This window comes from Streptomyces cinereoruber, from assembly GCF_009299385.1.
GTDB lineage: Bacteria > Actinomycetota > Actinomycetes > Streptomycetales > Streptomycetaceae > Streptomyces > Streptomyces bikiniensis.
This window is the reverse complement of record NZ_CP023693.1, coordinates 2911595-2925966: the sequence shown is the minus strand read 5'-3', so window position 1 is coordinate 2925966 and position 14372 is coordinate 2911595. Positions and strand designations below refer to the sequence as shown.

15 protein-coding genes, 1 tRNA gene and 1 riboswitch are annotated in these 14372 nt (G+C 70.9%); of the genes, 10 read left to right on the top strand and 6 right to left on the bottom strand.

Features of this window, described 5'->3' with window-relative positions:
- Window positions 1-85: 85 nt before the first annotated feature.
- Both CP977_RS12950 and CP977_RS12945 read right to left on the bottom strand, forming a co-directional pair.
- Entirely contained in the window at window positions 86-1339 is a 1254-nt protein-coding gene (locus CP977_RS12950; protein ID WP_062755288.1) for a PTS transporter subunit EIIC, read from the bottom strand.
- A 268-nt stretch (window positions 1340-1607) separates the two neighbouring features.
- Window positions 1608-2906, bottom strand: a complete 1299-nt coding sequence (locus CP977_RS12945) for a PTS transporter subunit EIIC (protein ID WP_152370135.1) — start codon at window positions 2904-2906, stop codon at window positions 1608-1610.
- Between the two features lie 235 nt (window positions 2907-3141).
- Between CP977_RS12945 and CP977_RS12940 the strand changes: the two genes are divergently transcribed.
- From CP977_RS12940 to rdgB, 4 genes are all read left to right on the top strand, one after another.
- Window positions 3142-3375, top strand: a complete 234-nt coding sequence (locus tag CP977_RS12940) for a PTS sugar transporter subunit IIB (protein WP_030210103.1) — start codon at window positions 3142-3144, stop codon at window positions 3373-3375.
- An 88-nt stretch (window positions 3376-3463) separates the two neighbouring features.
- Window positions 3464-4195: a ribonuclease PH gene (gene rph, locus CP977_RS12935; RefSeq protein WP_062755292.1), complete on the top strand. Its 732-nt coding sequence runs from the start codon at window positions 3464-3466 to the stop codon at window positions 4193-4195.
- Window positions 4196-4288: 93 nt separating this feature from the next.
- Window positions 4289-4669, top strand: coding sequence for a hypothetical protein (locus CP977_RS12930; RefSeq protein WP_030210106.1), 381 nt, complete (start codon window positions 4289-4291; stop codon window positions 4667-4669).
- A 35-nt stretch (window positions 4670-4704) separates the two neighbouring features.
- Window positions 4705-5307, top strand: a complete 603-nt coding sequence (gene rdgB, locus CP977_RS12925) for an RdgB/HAM1 family non-canonical purine NTP pyrophosphatase (protein ID WP_152370134.1) — start codon at window positions 4705-4707, stop codon at window positions 5305-5307.
- A gap of 52 nt (window positions 5308-5359) precedes the next feature.
- Here rdgB and CP977_RS12920 read toward each other — a convergent pair.
- The 3 genes from CP977_RS12920 to bcp all read right to left on the bottom strand — a co-directional run bounded on the left by CP977_RS12920 (window position 5360) and on the right by bcp (window position 7732).
- Window positions 5360-5447, bottom strand: a tRNA-Leu gene (locus CP977_RS12920).
- Between the two features lie 201 nt (window positions 5448-5648).
- Window positions 5649-7145 (bottom strand): glycine betaine/L-proline transporter ProP, encoded by a 1497-nt coding sequence (gene proP / locus CP977_RS12915; protein ID WP_109186047.1) that lies wholly within the window; start codon window positions 7143-7145, stop codon window positions 5649-5651.
- A gap of 113 nt (window positions 7146-7258) precedes the next feature.
- The gene (gene bcp, locus CP977_RS12910) at window positions 7259-7732 is read right to left on the bottom strand and encodes a thioredoxin-dependent thiol peroxidase (protein WP_062755307.1); all 474 of its coding nucleotides are present in this window, start codon (window positions 7730-7732) and stop codon (window positions 7259-7261) included.
- Between the two features lie 141 nt (window positions 7733-7873).
- Between bcp and CP977_RS12905 the strand changes: the two genes are divergently transcribed.
- The 3 genes from CP977_RS12905 to CP977_RS12895 all read left to right on the top strand — a co-directional run bounded on the left by CP977_RS12905 (window position 7874) and on the right by CP977_RS12895 (window position 9142).
- Window positions 7874-8194: a DUF3618 domain-containing protein gene (locus CP977_RS12905; protein ID WP_062755309.1), complete on the top strand. Its 321-nt coding sequence runs from the start codon at window positions 7874-7876 to the stop codon at window positions 8192-8194.
- A 139-nt stretch (window positions 8195-8333) separates the two neighbouring features.
- Complete coding sequence (locus CP977_RS12900) at window positions 8334-8672, top strand: GroES family chaperonin (RefSeq protein ID WP_030210124.1); 339 nt, start codon at window positions 8334-8336, stop codon at window positions 8670-8672.
- A gap of 48 nt (window positions 8673-8720) precedes the next feature.
- Window positions 8721-8791: riboswitch (guanidine-III (ykkC-III) riboswitch) on the top strand.
- A 30-nt stretch (window positions 8792-8821) separates the two neighbouring features.
- Window positions 8822-9142, top strand: coding sequence for a DMT family transporter (locus CP977_RS12895; protein WP_079131188.1), 321 nt, complete (start codon window positions 8822-8824; stop codon window positions 9140-9142).
- 11 nt (window positions 9143-9153) lie between these two features.
- Here the strand turns inward: CP977_RS12895 and CP977_RS12890 are convergent, their stop codons facing one another.
- The gene (locus tag CP977_RS12890) at window positions 9154-11427 is read right to left on the bottom strand and encodes a transglycosylase domain-containing protein (RefSeq protein ID WP_229991627.1); all 2274 of its coding nucleotides are present in this window, start codon (window positions 11425-11427) and stop codon (window positions 9154-9156) included.
- 202 nt (window positions 11428-11629) lie between these two features.
- Between CP977_RS12890 and CP977_RS12885 the strand changes: the two genes are divergently transcribed.
- From CP977_RS12885 to CP977_RS12875, 3 genes are all read left to right on the top strand, one after another.
- Window positions 11630-12430 (top strand): ABC transporter permease, encoded by an 801-nt coding sequence (locus CP977_RS12885; RefSeq protein WP_183953209.1) that lies wholly within the window; start codon window positions 11630-11632, stop codon window positions 12428-12430.
- A gap of 163 nt (window positions 12431-12593) precedes the next feature.
- Window positions 12594-13370 carry an ABC transporter permease gene (locus CP977_RS12880; protein WP_062757071.1) on the top strand — a complete coding sequence of 259 codons (777 nt, stop codon included), beginning with the start codon at window positions 12594-12596 and terminating at the stop codon, window positions 13368-13370.
- Window positions 13371-13374: 4 nt separating this feature from the next.
- Window positions 13375-14364 carry an ABC transporter ATP-binding protein gene (locus CP977_RS12875; protein WP_062755310.1) on the top strand — a complete coding sequence of 330 codons (990 nt, stop codon included), beginning with the start codon at window positions 13375-13377 and terminating at the stop codon, window positions 14362-14364.
- Window positions 14365-14372 lie beyond the last annotated feature (8 nt).

The following is a 14372-nucleotide window of genomic DNA, read 5'->3' as shown; positions in this document are numbered from 1 at the left end:
GTACGGGCACGGATCCGCGTACGGACACGGGGAAGGCCCCGGAACCTGGACGGTTCCGGGGCCTTCCCTCCGTACGGGGCGGGACTCACGCCTTGGTGAGGTCCTCGACCTCCTCCTCGGGCTCGCGGCCCGGGGTGGGGAGGTTGAACTTGGTGATCGCGAAGCGGAAGACCACGTAGTAGACCGCCGCGAAGACGAGACCGATCGGGATGATCAGCCACGGCTTGGTCGCGTGCGTCCAGTTCAGGGCGTAGTCGATGAAGCCGGCCGAGAAGTTGAAGCCCGCGTGGACGCCGAGCGCCCAGGTGACGGCCATCGAGACGGCGGTCAGCACGGCGTGCAGGACGTACAGGAGCGGCGCGATGAACATGAAGGAGAACTCGATCGGCTCGGTCACGCCGGTGACGAACGAGGTCAGACCCAGGGAGACCATCATGCCGGTCACGGCCGCGCGGCGCTCCGGACGGGCGGTGTGCGCGATCGCCAGGGCGGCGGCCGGGAGGCCGAACATCATGATCGGGAAGAAGCCGGACTGGAACATTCCGGCCGACGGGTCACCGGCCAGGAAGCGCGGGATGTCACCGTTGACGACCTCGCCGGCCGCGTTGGTGAAGTCACCGATCTGGAACCAGGCGACGGTGTTCACGAACTGGTGCATGCCGATCGGGATCAGCGCGCGGTTGACACCGCCGAAGAGGGCCGCGCCGCCGGCGCCGAGACCGGTCATCCACTCGCCGAAGCTGGAGATGCCGTCGCCTATGGGCTCCCAGACGAGGCCGAAGAACACGCCCACGACGAGGCCGACGAAGGCCATGATGATCGGGACGAGCCGGCGGCCGTTGAAGAAGCCCAGCCAGTCGACGAGCTTGGTGCGGTGGTACTTCTGCCACAGCACGGCGGCCAGCAGACCCATGACGATGCCGCCGAGGACACCGGGGTCGTTGTACTTCGCGGCGATGTCCGCGCCGTCCTGGACCTTCGCCTCGACGACGGGGAAGGCCTGGAGGACCTTGCTGTAGACGAGGAAGCCGACGACCGCGGCGAGCGCGGTGGAGCCGTCGGCCTTCTTGGCGAAGCCGATGGCGACGCCGACGCAGAAGAGCAGGGGAAGCGCGCCGGTGATGGCGCCGCCCGCGTTGCCGAAGACGGCGGAGACCTTGTCCCAGCCGAGCCCGTCGGCGCCGAACACGTCCGGCTGGCCCAGTCGGACCATGATGCCCGCGGCCGGCAGCACGGCGATCGGCAGCTGCAGGCTGCGACCGACCTTCTGCAGGCCCTGGAACAGGCCGGATCCGCGCTTCTTCGCGGGAGCGGCGGCCTGGGCGGTGGCCGTACTCATCAACTTCCTCCAGTAAGGCAAGGCGCCGCCAGAGGACAGTGAAAGGGGGTGACGGCGGCGTCTCGTGGAACGCGGTGGTCTGGACCGCGTGGTCTACACCAATGAGTGGTGTAGACCAGTTTTAGCACGCGCGACTTAGATAAGGAACCTGTGAATTCTCACCCGCTCGGACACGCTCCGTAGCGGGCGCGGAAAGGCCCCCGGACCGTGGGGTCCGGGGGCCTGGTGCGGGACTTGCCGCAGGGGGTGCGGCGGGGCTACCGCGGGCTCACTTCACGTTGTCCCGCTCCATCTCCGCCTCCACCTCCTCCGGCTCGCGGCCGGGCGTCGGGAGATTGAACTTGGTGATCGCGAACCGGAAGACCGCGTAGTACACGACCGCGAAGCCCAGACCGATCGGGATGATCAGCCACGGCTTCGTCGCGAGGTTCCAGTTGATCACGTAGTCGATCAGACCGGCCGAGAAGCTGAACCCGTCCTTCACCCCGAGCGCCCACGTCACCGCCATCGAGACGCCCGTGAGCACCGCGTGGATCGCGTACAGCACCGGGGCGATGAAGAGGAACGAGTACTCCAGCGGCTCCGTGATGCCGGTGACGAACGAGGTCAGCGCCACCGACAGCATCAGACCGCCGACCTCCTTGCGCCGGTGCGGCCTGGCGCAGTGCGTGATCGCCAGTGCCGCCGCTGGCAGCGCGAACATCATGATCGGGAAGAAGCCCGTCAGGAACTGGCCCGCGTCCGGATCGCCCGCCAGGAACATCGGGATGTCACCGTGCACCACCGTGCCGTCCGGCTTCGTGTACGTGCCGAACTGGAACCAGATGGGCACGTTCAGGAACTGGTGGAGGCCGATGACGAGCAGCGCCCGGTTCGCCACGCCGAAGATGCCCGAGCCCCACGCGCCGAGTCCGACCAGCCAGTCGCTGAAGCTCTCCAGGGCGTCGCCGATCGGCGGCCAGATCCACAGGCAGAGCGCGGCGAACGCGATCGCCACGAACGTCATGATGATCGGGACGAGCCGGCGGCCGTTGAAGAAGCCCAGCCAGTCGACCAGCTTCTTCCGGTGGTAGCGCTGCCACAGGTACGCGGTGAACAGGCCCATCAGGATGCCGCCGAAGACACCGGGGTTCTGGTACGTGTACCCCGCGAAGGCGTCGTCCGCGCCCAGGCAGCCGCCCACGATGTCCCGCGTCCCCTCCGGGCAGTCCTTCGGGAACTGGCGGAGCACCGTGTAGTAGACGAGGAAGCCGACCACCGCCGCCAGCGCCGTCGAACCGTCCGACTTCTTCGCCATGCCGATCGCGACGCCGATGCAGAACAGCAGCGGCAGACCGAGACTGCCGTCGAGCAGCGCGCCGCCCGCGCCCGCCATCACCTTGGCGACGTTGTCCCAGCCGAGGCCGTCGGCACCGAAGACGTCCGGCTGCCCGAGCCGGTTGATGATGCCGGCGGCCGGCAGGACGGCGATGGGCAGCTGGAGGCTGCGGCCCATCTTCTGGAGGCCCTGGAAGAGACCGCTGCCCCAGGACTTCTTCGGCGCGGCCGCGGCGCTGTCGCTACTCATGGGCGTCCTCCCTGCCCGGAACAAGCCGGGTGCGCGTCTCGTTGCACACTGGTGTAGACCAGTTGCGGTAGGCTCCGGGAGCCCGCTGAGGACAGGCCGCCGGTGATCGTCATCATTCGGCAGAACGGCGGCACTCGCTCGCGAAGTTGGGCCAACCGTGGGTTACCGTGGCAAAGCGGACCGCAGGTGCGCCGAGATTCGCGTCCTCGCGAACGGAACGGACAGGGAGAAACACATGGCCACCAAGGCTGAGAAGATCGTCGCCGGGCTCGGCGGCATCGAGAACATCGAAGAGGTCGAAGGCTGCATCACCCGCCTGCGCACCGAGGTCGTGGACCCCGCCCTCGTCGACGAGGCCGCCCTGAAGGCCGCCGGCGCCCACGGCGTCGTGAAGATGGGCACCGCCATCCAGGTCGTCATCGGCACCGACGCGGACCCGATCGCCGCGGACATCGAGGACATGATGTGAGGACCTGACGCGAGCCACCGGCTCGCGTCGGCGGGGCCCGTTCCGGCAGGGGAACGGGCCCCTCGCCGTATCCCGATACGCTCCTCCCATGTCTCGCATCGACGGCCGTACCCCCGAACAGCTCCGCCCCGTCACCATCGAACGCGGATGGAGCAAGCACGCCGAGGGCTCCGTCCTCATCTCCTTCGGCGACACCAAGGTCTTCTGCACCGCCTCCGTCACCGAGGGCGTCCCGCGCTGGCGCAAGGGCAGCGGCGAGGGCTGGGTCACCGGGGAGTACTCCATGCTCCCCCGCTCCACCAACACCCGCGGCGACCGCGAGTCCGTCCGCGGCAAGATCGGCGGCCGCACCCACGAGATCTCCCGCCTCATCGGGCGCTCCCTGCGCGCCGTCATCGACTACAAGGCGCTCGGCGAGAACACGATCGTCCTCGACTGCGACGTCCTCCAGGCCGACGGCGGCACCCGCACCGCCGCCATCACCGGCGCGTACGTCGCCCTCGCCGACGCCGTCGCCTGGGCCCAGTCCAAGAAGCTGGTGAAGGCCGGTCGCAAGCCCCTCACCGGCACCGTCGCCGCCGTCTCCGTCGGCATCGTCGACGGCGTCCCCCTCCTCGACCTCTGCTACGAGGAGGACGTCCGCGCCGACACCGACATGAACGTCGTCTGCACCGGCGACGGACGCTTCGTCGAGGTCCAGGGCACCGCCGAGGCCGAGCCCTTCGACCGCAAGGAGCTCAACGCCCTCCTCGACCTGGCCTCCGGCGGCTGCGCCGACCTGGCCGAGATCCAGCGCAAGGCCCTCGACGGCACCCTCTGAGGAACCCTCCCGGGCGCCACGGCGTCCTGACGGGCAAGGGGCGCACGGATACGATCCGTGCGCCCACACGTCCCGCCCCGGGGAGGACCCACCTTGAAGCGCCGCATCGCACTCGCCGTGGCCACGGCCGCCACGCTCACCGCCGTCCTGAGCGGCTGCGCGGCCCTCGACACGGCCATGGACTGCGTCAAGACCGCCGACGCGATAGCCACCTCGGTGAGCAAGCTCCAGCAGGCCGTCTCCAGCGCCTCGAACGACCCGACGCAGATCGAGGAGGCCCTGACCTCCATCTCCACCGAGCTGGGCAACCTCAAGGACACCACCGACAACGCGGACCTCTCCAAGGCCGTCGACGACCTCACCAAGGGCGTCGAGACCGTCCGCACGGCCGTGAAGAACGGCGACACCACCCCGGACATCACGCCGGTCACGGACGCGGCGAGCGAGGTCACGAAGGTCTGCACCCCGGGCTGACGAACCGGACCCGCGGTCCCGGGATAATCGCCCCCATGACCCGTCTGATCCTCGCCACCCGCAACGCGGGCAAGATCACCGAACTCCACGCGATCCTCGCCGACGCGGGCCTCGACCTCGAACTCGTCGGCGCGGACGCGTACCCGGAGGTGCCCGACGTCAAGGAGACCGGCGTCACCTTCGCGGAGAACGCCCTCCTCAAGGCCCACGCCCTGGCGCGGGCCACCGGCCTGCCCGCCGTCGCCGACGACTCGGGCCTCTGCGTCGACGTCCTCAACGGCGCCCCGGGCATCTTCTCCGCCCGCTGGTCCGGCACCCACGGAGACGACCGCGCCAACCTGGACCTGCTCCTGGCGCAGCTCTCCGACATCGCGGACGAACACCGCGGCGCCCACTTCGCCTGCGCCGCCGCCCTCGCCCTCCCGGACGGCACGGAACGCGTCGTGGAAGGCACCATGCCGGGCACCCTCCGCCACGCCCCCGTCGGCACCAACGGCTTCGGCTACGACCCGATCCTCCAGCCCGAGGGCCACGACGTCACCTGCGCGGAACTGACCCCGGCTCAGAAGAACGCGATCAGCCACCGCGGCAAGGCGTTCCGCGCGCTGGTACCGGTGGTGCGGGAGCTGTTGGGCTGAGCCCGGAACGGGAAACGGCCTGCGCGTCGGTTGCTCGACGTGCAGGCCGTTCTGGTGCGGCCGGAGGGACTCGAACCCTCACGGGATTTCTCCCACGGGCTCCTAAGGCCCGCGCGTACTGCCAATTTCGCCACGGCCGCGTGCACAGCCATGGTAGCGGTCACACGGTGTCCGTCTGCGGGGTGCTTCGACGCTTCCCCCGGCACCAGGTTTCGACTGCAGCGTCCGGCGCCGCCCGCCACTCTCCGCGACACTGAGGCAGCGCATCAGATCCGCCCATCCCGAGGCGAACGGCCCGCGCCGGAAGCAACCGGTGCGGGCCGTTCATGCGGAAAGCAGGCTCAGAACTTCGGTTCCGGGGCGCGGGACAGGACCATTTCCGCCGCCTCCTCGGGGGTCTCCACCGACGGGGGCGAGCCCTCCAGGGGCTGTTGGGCCGTTTCCTTCATGCAGGCGACGGCGACGACGCCGACGAGGGCCGCGCCCATCGCGTAGTACGCCGGCATCAGGTCGTTGCCGGTCGCGCCGATCAGGGCCGTGATCACGAGGGGGGTCGTGCCGCCGAAGAGGGACGTGGAGAGGTTGTAGCCCACCGACAGGGACCCGTAGCGGACGTCCGTCGGGAAGAGGGCCGGGAGCGCCGCCGACATCGTGCCGAGCATGCAGACGAGCGACAGGCCGAGCATCAGCATGCCCGCCGTGATCGCCGGGATCCCGCCCCGGCCGATCAGCAGGAACGCCGGCAGGGAGAGGAAGAGGAAGCCCAGCATGCCCGCCATCAGGACCGGCTTGCGGCCGAACCGGTCGTTCAGCCTGCCGACCCGGGTGATGACCAGCATGAGGAGGACCATGACCAGGACCAGGATCAGCAGGCCGTGCGTCTCGCTGTAGCCGAGCTCGTCCGAGAGGTACGTCGGCATGTAGGAGAGGACCATGTAGTCGGTGATGTTGTACGCGCCCACCAGCGCCACGCACAGCACCAGCATCGGCCACTGCTGCCGGAAGATCTTCGCCAGGTCGCCCTTGGTCGTGGTCTCCACCGCGTCCGCCGCCTCCGACGGGTGCGCCGCGTCGGACTCCAGGCGCTGGAAGGCCGGCGTCTCGTCCAGCCGCATCCGCAGGTAGAGGCCGACCAGGCCCAGCGGCCCCGCCACCAGGAACGGCACGCGCCAGCCCCACGCCTCCATCGTGTCGGAGCCGAGCCACGCGGTGAGCGCCGTCACCAGGCCGGCCGCGCCGACGTACCCCGCCAGGGTGCCGACCTCCAGGAAGCTGCCGAAGTAGCCGCGGCGCCGGTCGGGCGCGTACTCGGCGATGAAGGTCGAGGCCCCGCCGTACTCGCCGCCCGTCGAGAAGCCCTGGAGCATCCGGAAGGCGATCAGGAGCGCCGGCGCCCAGAAGCCGATCGAGGCGTACGACGGGATCAGGCCGATCGCGAAGGTTCCGACCGCCATCAGGATCATGGTCAGCGCGAGGACCTTCTTGCGGCCGATCCGGTCGCCCATCGGGCCGAAGAACATGCCGCCGAGCGGGCGCACCAGGAAGGCGACCGCGAAGGTCGCGAACGACGACAGGAGCTGGACGGTGTCGTTCCCGGACGGGAAGAAGACGTGTCCGAGGGTGACGGCGAGGTAGGCGTAGATGCCGAAGTCGAACCACTCCATGGCGTTGCCGAGCGAGGCCGCCTTCACGGCCCGCCTGACCGCCGCCTCGTCCGTCACCGTGATGTCGGTCCGCCGCAGCCGGGGCTGCTTGCGCCGGCTGACGGCCCTGAAGAGCCGGGGGTGGCGTCTCAGGGCCTCGGGGTCGGCCGCGGGGTCGTTGTCGGTGGCCGGCATGACCGTCAGTCCTCTCTGCGGGAAACACACACAAGAGGCTCTTCTGCGCGGTCATGGAGTTCGCAAACGGGAATCGGCCGGAAGTGCGATTCCCGTCACACCGCGGGGGGAACTCAGGCCTCGACGCCCAGGTCCCGGATGATCTTGGCGACGTGGCCGGTGGCCTTCACGTTGTAGAGGGCGCGCTCGACCTTGCCCTCCTCGTCGACGACCACGGTGGAGCGGATCACGCCGGTGACCGTCTTGCCGTACAGCTTCTTCTCGCCGAAGGCGCCGTACGCCTCCAGGACCTTCTTCTCCGGGTCGCCGACCAGGGTGACCTTCAGGTCCTCCTTCTCGCGGAACTTCGCCAGCTTCTCCGGCTTGTCCGGGGACACGCCGATGACGTCGTACCCGGCGCCCGCGAGCAGTTCCAGGTTGTCGGTGAAGTCGCAGGCCTGCTTGGTGCAGCCGGGGGTGAGGGCGGCGGGGTAGAAGTAGACGATGACCTTGCGGCCGAGGTGGTCCGCGAGGGAGACCTCGTTGCCGTCCGCGTCGGGCAGGGTGAAGGCGGGGGCGGTGTCGCCGGGCTGCAGTCGCTCGCTCATGGCTCTCCTCGGGAAACGTTCGCGTACGCGTCCAGAGCCTAATGGGGGTGTGGGGCGACCCTTCGGCGGCGGAGCTGACAGACTGTCCACCAACGACCGGATCACGACGATCACGGCGATCACGACTACGGAGGCAGTGCGGTGTCGGACGCCAGGACCCCTGCGCAGATCGAGGCGGACATCGTCCGCCGGCGCGAGCAGCTCGCCGTCACTCTCGACGAGATCGGCATTCGAGTGCACCCGAAGACGATCATCGGGGACGCGAAGGCGAGGGTGGCCTCGACGGTCGACCAGACCGCCGGCCGCGCCTTCGTCGCCGTCAACCGGGTCGTCTCGGACGTGAAGGCCCGCTTCACCCACGCGGACGGCACGCCCCGCCTGGAGCGCGTGGTGCCGGCGGCGCTCGCGGTCGTCGCGGTCGTCGGTCTGATCGCCACGGCGGGGCGCAAGGCCGGGAAGTGACGGCTCCGGGCGCGACCGGTGCGGTCGTCGCGGCCGGTGCGACCGGTCGTGCGGACGGTGCGGCCTGTCGTACGGCCGGCTCGGCCCGTCGTGCGGCTCCCGTGCACGGGCGACACGCCCGGCCGGGTAGGTTCACCCCGTGAGCGAGAACACCCACGACAAGCTGCCCATCCGGATGCTCCACGACCGGGTCCTGGTCCGTACCGACTCCCCGGAGGGCGAGCGGCGCTCCGGCGGCGGCATCCTGATCCCGGCGACCGCCGCCGTCGGCCGTCGCCTCGCCTGGGCCGAGGTGGTCGCGATCGGCCAGAACGTGCGTACGGTCGAGACCGGCGACCGGGTCCTGTACGACCCCGAGGACCGCGCCGAGGTCGAGGTGCGGGGCGTCGCGTACGTCCTGATGCGGGAGCGCGACCTGCACGCGGTGGCGGCGGACCGGTTCCAGGGGACGTCGGACTCGACCGGGCTCTATCTGTAGGCGCAGAATCCCGTGAGGCCCCGGTGACCATGGTCACCGGGGCCTTCCGTCTTCCTTTGCTAGCCTGGAGGGACCCCGACGAGACGCGCCGTACCGGGTACACGACAAGACGACGCACCCCTGTTGTTCCGTCTCACGGAGGTGTCGTCATGGCCTGGGTCCTTCTCGTCGTCGCGGGTCTGCTGGAAGTCGCCTGGTCGATCGGGATGAAGTACACCGAGGGCTTCACCCGCCTGTGGCCGAGCGTGTTCACCGGCGCCGGGATCGTCGTCTCCATGCTGCTGCTTTCGCAGGCGGCGAAGACGCTGCCGATCGGTACGGCGTACGGCGTGTGGGTCGGCATCGGCGCGGCCGGTGCGGCGGTGTTCGGCATGGTGGTGCTGGGGGAGCCGGCGACCGCCGCCCGCATCTTCTTCGTCTGTCTGCTGCTCGTGGCCGTGGTGGGCCTGAAGGCGACCTCGGGTCACTGACCTCACCGACCTCACTGACCGTCCGGCCGGTGGGCGGGCGTCCCCCGTTCGGCGGTACGAGGTCCGGCCTCCCGTCCGGGGGCGTCCGGGCCGGTGCCCCGGGCCGGGGCCGCCTCCGGGCCCGCCTCCCCGGTCACGTACTCCTCCGTGCCGTCCGGCACCGGCGCCAGTACCGAGGTCGGCGCGGGCGTCGGCGTCGCGGACGAGCCCGCTCCGGCCTCGGCCCCCGGCATCGGCCGGAGGTCGAAGTCGCGCGGGGGCGTCCCGGCCAGGGCCTCGCGGGTGAAGCGGCCCCAGATCTCGGCGGGTGCCCCGCCGCCGGCGACCCGTTCCTCGCCGAGCGCCCCGTAGAGCGGTTCCTGGTGTCCCGTCTCGGGGTCCTGGCCCATCAGCGCGACGACGGTGGCGAGTTCCGGGGTGTAGCCCGCGAACCAGGCGGCCTTGTCGTCCTCCGCCGTGCCCGTCTTGCCCGCCGCCGGGCGTCCGGCGCTCCGCGCGGCCGTTCCCGTGCCCGCCTCGACGACGCCCCGGAGGACCGAGGTGGTGGTGTCGGCGGCCTCCCGGGTCACCGCCTGGCGGGGTTGGAGGGCGGGCAGCGCCAGCTTCTCGCCGCCCCGGGTGACGCCCTCGACCAGGGTGTACGCGCCGAGCCTGCCGTGGGCGGCGAGCGTGGCGTACGCCGTGGCCATGTCGAGGACGCTGGCGGTGGCGGCGCCGAGCGCGATGGAGGGGGAGGCGGTGAGGTCGGGGGTGGAGCCGGGCAGGCCGAGGGCGATCGCGGTCCGGCGCACGTGGGCGGGGCCGACGTCGACGGCCATCTGGGCGTAGACGGCGTTCACCGACAGGTCGGTGGCGGTGCCGACGGGGATCACGCCGTAGCTGGCGTCGTCCTCGTTGGCCGGGTCGTACGGGCCGCCGCTCCAGCCCTCCACGGGGCGCCGGTTGGTCCCGTCGTACAGCGTGGAGGGGGTGATGGGGCGGCCCTGCTGGGTGCGGGCGCCGCTCTGGACGGCGGCGGTGAGGACGAAGGGCTTGAAGGTGGAGCCGACCTGGTAGTCGCGGCGGGTGGCGTTGTTGACGTACTGGCGGGTGTAGTCGATCCCGCCGTACATCGCGAGGACCCGGCCGTTCGCCGGGTCGACGGACGCCGCCCCGACGCGCACGAAGCGGTCGGCGGGGTTGCGGTCGGGGTCGAGGCGGGAGACGACCCGGTCCTCGACGGCCTCGGCGAGGGCCTCCTGCTTGGCGGGTTCCAGGGTGGTGGTGATGCGGAAGCCGCCGCCGGCGAGGGTCTTCCGGTCGACGATCCCGCGGCTGGTCAGGTACTCCTCGACGGCCTGGACGACGTAACCGCGCTGCCCGGACAGGGCGGTGACGGAGCGTGCGGTCTGCGGGTCGGGGAAGCGGAGGGCGGCGCGGTCGGCGCGGCTCAGCCAGCCCTCGGTGACCATGCCGTCGAGGACGTAGTGCCAGCGGGCGACGGCCTTGGCCCGGTTCTGGGGGTGGGTGGTGACGTCGTAGGCGCTGGGAGCCTTGAGCAGGGAGGCGAGGTAGGCGCCCTCGGCGGTGTCGAGGCGTTCGACGTCCTTGCCGTAGTAGGCGCGGGCGGCGGCCTGCACGCCGTAGGCGTTGCGTCCGAAGTAGCTGGTGTTCAGGTAGCCCTGGAGGATGTCCTGCTTGCTCTTCTCGCGGCCGAGCCTGATCGCGATGAAGAACTCCTTGGCCTTGCGGCTGACGGTCTGCTCCTGGCCCAGGTAGTAGTTCTTGACGTACTGCTGGGTGATGGTGGAGCCGGACTGGCGGCCCTTGCCGGTGACGGTGTGCCAGGCGGCGCGGACCATCGCCTTGGGGTCGACGGCCCGGGAGGTGGCGAAGTCGCGTTCCTCGGCGGCGAGGACGGCCCGCTGGAGGGTGAGCGGGATCCGGTCGAGCCGGACGCTCTCGCGGTTGACCTCGCCGTCGCGGGCGAGGGGGGTGCCGTCCCGGTAGAGGTAGACGTTGGACTGGGCGGTGGCGGCGGCGTTGGCGGGCGGGATCTCCACCAGGAGGTAGCCGGCGGCGAAGGCGCCGGCGAGCAGCAGCGTGCCCAGGAGCAGGGTGCCGAGGAGGCGGCGGAGGAAGCGCCGGAAGGGGCCGCGGCGGCGGGGCGCGGGGGCGGTCGCCCGGCCGGTCGGGGGCAGGGTGGGATCCCTCGGCTCCCAGCCCGGGCGGGACGTCCGGGGGGTGCCGTTCGGGTCGCTCGCGCCGGAGCCCGTGCCGGGAGAAGGGGACGAGGAGAGGGACATGGCATCACATATTGCCCGTAATGCACCAAAAGTCATGAAAGCGACTCGAAGGTAACGCGACCGAGGCACACGACGCGGGCGCGGCGAGAAAACCGGTCGCGACGGGCACGGCCCTCCCGCTAGGGTCGTGCGCTTCGTCCCCGTTCACCCCCTTGGAAGTTCACCCCCTCGGCAGTTCACCCCTCGGAAAGGGAGCTCCATGCTGCGGCTGTACGCGACGGTGGCCGCGGGAGGGTTCCGGCGGTACGCCACCTACCGGGTGGCCACGGCGGCGGGCGTCTTCACCAACAGCGTCTTCGGCCTCGTCCTCTCCTACACGTACATCGCCCTCTGGGACGAACGGCCCCACCTCGGCGGCTACTCCGTGGACGACGCCCTCGCCTACGTGTGGATCGGGCAGGCCCTGCTCACCGTCTGCGGCCTGATGGGCGGCGGCTTCGAGGAGGAGCTGATCGAGCGGATCAGGACCGGGGACATCGCCGTCGACCTCTACCGCCCGGCCGACCTCCAGGCCTGGTGGTTCTCGGCCAACGCCGGCCGGGCCGCCTTCCAGCTCCTCGGCCGGGGCGTCGCCCCGATGACGCTCGGCGCGCTCGTCTTCGGCTTCACCCTGCCGTCCGGACCGGCCGGCTGGGCGGCGTTCCTGCTCGCGGTGGCGCTGGGCTCGGTGGTCGGCTTCGCGCTCTGGTACCTGGTGGCGATGAGCGCGTTCTGGCTGCTCGACGGCCAGGGGGTGGTGCAGGTGGCCTGGCTGGGCGGCCTGTTCTTCTCGGGGATGCTGCTCCCGCTGAACGTCTTCCCCGGCGCCCTGGGCGAGGTCGCCCGGATGCTGCCCTGGGCCTCCCTCCTCCAGGTGCCGGCCGACGTCTACCTGGGCAAGTACGAGGGCGGGGAGCTCGCGGGGGCGTACGCCTTCCAGGGCTGCTGGGCCCTGGTGCTGCTCGGTGCGGGCCGGGCGGCGCAGGCGATGGCGACGCGGAAGGTGGTGGTGCAGGGTGGCTGACGCGACGACCGGCCTTCCGGACGAGGTCCACGCGCGTACGTACGGACCGGGCGACCCGCCCCGTACGTACGACGGCCGCGACGACTCCTCCCGTACGTACGACGGCCGCGACGACTCCTCCCGTCCGTACGGCGTCCTCGGCGACTCCCTCCGCACCTACCGGATGGTCGCGGCCATGTGGATCCGCTCCACGATGACGTACCGCTCCTCCTTCGCCCTCACCCTCTTCACCAGCTTCTGCGTCACCTTCTTCGACTTCGTCGTCATCCTCCTGATGTTCGGCCAGGTGAAGGGGCTCGGCGGGTTCTCCTTCGCGGAGGTCGCCTTCCTGTACGGGACGGCCGGCACCGCCTTCGGGATCGCGGACCTGACGATGGGCTCGCTCCAGCGGATGGGGAAGCGGGTCAGGGACGGCTCGCTCGACACCTTCCTGATGCGCCCGGCGCCGCTGCTCGCGCAGGTCGCGGCGGACAAGTTCGCGCTGCGCCGCTTCGGCCGGGTCGCGCAGGCGCTGCTCGTCCTGGTCTGGAGCCTGCTCCTGCTCGACGTGGCGTGGACGCCGGTGAAGGCCGTGCTGCTGCCGGTGACGGTGGTCTGCGGGGCGGTGATCTTCGCCGCGGTGATGGTGGTCGGTGCGTCCGCGCTCTTCTGGATGCAGGACGCGGCCGAGGTCACGAACTCCTTCACGTACGGCGGGAACACCCTCCTCCAGTACCCGCCGTCGATCTTCGCGCAGGAGCTGGTGCGGGGTGTGGTGTACGTGGTGCCGCTGGCGTTCGTGAGCTGGCTGCCCGCCCTGTACGTGCTCGGCCGGCCGGCCCCGGCGGGGGTGCCGGACTGGGCGGCGTTCGCGTCGCCCCTGGTGGCGCTCGTCTGCTGCGGGGTCGCGGGCCTCGCCTGGCGGGCGGGGATCCGTTCGTACCGATCGACGGGAAGCTGAGGCCATGACCGTGACCGAGCCCTTCATCCATCTGGACGGGCTGGAGAAGACCTTCACCGTCCGCCGCCGGGCGGGCCTGGTCCGCCGCGAGAAGCGGGAGGTCCGGGCGGTCGACGGGATCTCGTTCGGGGTGGAGCGCGGCGAGATGGTCGGCTACATCGGGCCCAACGGGGCCGGGAAGTCGACCACCATCAAGATGCTGACCGGCATCCTCACCCCCAGCGGGGGCCGGCTGCGGGTCGCGGGCATCGACCCGTCCCGCGAGCGGACCCGGCTCGCCCGGCGGATAGGGGTGGTCTTCGGGCAGCGGACCACGCTCTGGTGGGACCTGCCGCTGAAGGACTCGTACACGCTGATGCACCGCATGTACCGCATCCCCGACGCCCGCTACCGCGAGAACCTGGACCGCTGCGTGGAGCTCCTGGACCTGGGGGACCTGCTCGACGTGCCGGTGCGGCAGCTGTCGCTCGGCCAGCGGATGCGCGGCGACATCGCGGCGGCCCTGCTGCACGACCCGGAGGTGCTGTACCTGGACGAGCCGACGATCGGCCTGGACGTGGTGTCGAAGGCGAAGGTGCGGGAGTTCCTGCGGGACCTGAACGGGGAGCGGGGCACGACGGTCCTCCTGACCACCCACGACCTGACCGACATCGAGCAGCTCTGCTCCCGGGTGATGGTCATCGACCACGGGCGCCTGATGTACGACGGCGAACTGGCCGGGCTGCACGAGGTGGGGGAGAGCGAACGGCTCCTGGTGGTGGACCTGGAGCGCGAGCTGCCCCCGATCGAGGTGCCCGGTGCCCGCTTCGTACGGGCCGAGGGACCCCGGCAGTGGCTCGCCTTCCCGGCGACGGAATCGGCGGCCCCGCTGGTCGCCGCGGTGGCCGCCGCGCATCCGCTCGTGGACCTGTCGGTGCGGGAACCGGACATCGAGGCGGTGATCGCGAAGATGTACGGGGGAACTCGGGAGGAGCGCCGGGAGTCCCTGAGGTAGGAGGTCGA

Bases quoted from the DNA above. Each gene is read 5' to 3' on its own strand.
- CP977_RS12950 (WP_062755288.1), bottom strand. From the start codon at position 1,339: ATGAGTACGGCCACCGCCCAGGCCGCCGCTCCCGCGAAGAAGCGCGGA.
- CP977_RS12945 (WP_152370135.1), bottom strand. From the start codon at position 2,906: ATGAGTAGCGACAGCGCCGCGGCCGCGCCGAAGAAGTCCTGGGGCAGC.
- CP977_RS12940 (WP_030210103.1), top strand. From the start codon at position 3,142: ATGGCCACCAAGGCTGAGAAGATCGTCGCCGGGCTCGGCGGCATCGAG.
- rph (WP_062755292.1), top strand. From the start codon at position 3,464: ATGTCTCGCATCGACGGCCGTACCCCCGAACAGCTCCGCCCCGTCACC.
- rdgB (WP_152370134.1), top strand. From the start codon at position 4,705: ATGACCCGTCTGATCCTCGCCACCCGCAACGCGGGCAAGATCACCGAA.
- proP (WP_109186047.1), bottom strand. From the start codon at position 7,145: ATGCCGGCCACCGACAACGACCCCGCGGCCGACCCCGAGGCCCTGAGA.
- bcp (WP_062755307.1), bottom strand. From the start codon at position 7,732: ATGAGCGAGCGACTGCAGCCCGGCGACACCGCCCCCGCCTTCACCCTG.
- CP977_RS12895 (WP_079131188.1), top strand. From the start codon at position 8,822: ATGGCCTGGGTCCTTCTCGTCGTCGCGGGTCTGCTGGAAGTCGCCTGG.
- CP977_RS12890 (WP_229991627.1), bottom strand. From the start codon at position 11,427: ATGTCCCTCTCCTCGTCCCCTTCTCCCGGCACGGGCTCCGGCGCGAGC.
- CP977_RS12880 (WP_062757071.1), top strand. From the start codon at position 12,594: ATGGTCGCGGCCATGTGGATCCGCTCCACGATGACGTACCGCTCCTCC.
- CP977_RS12875 (WP_062755310.1), top strand. From the start codon at position 13,375: ATGACCGTGACCGAGCCCTTCATCCATCTGGACGGGCTGGAGAAGACC.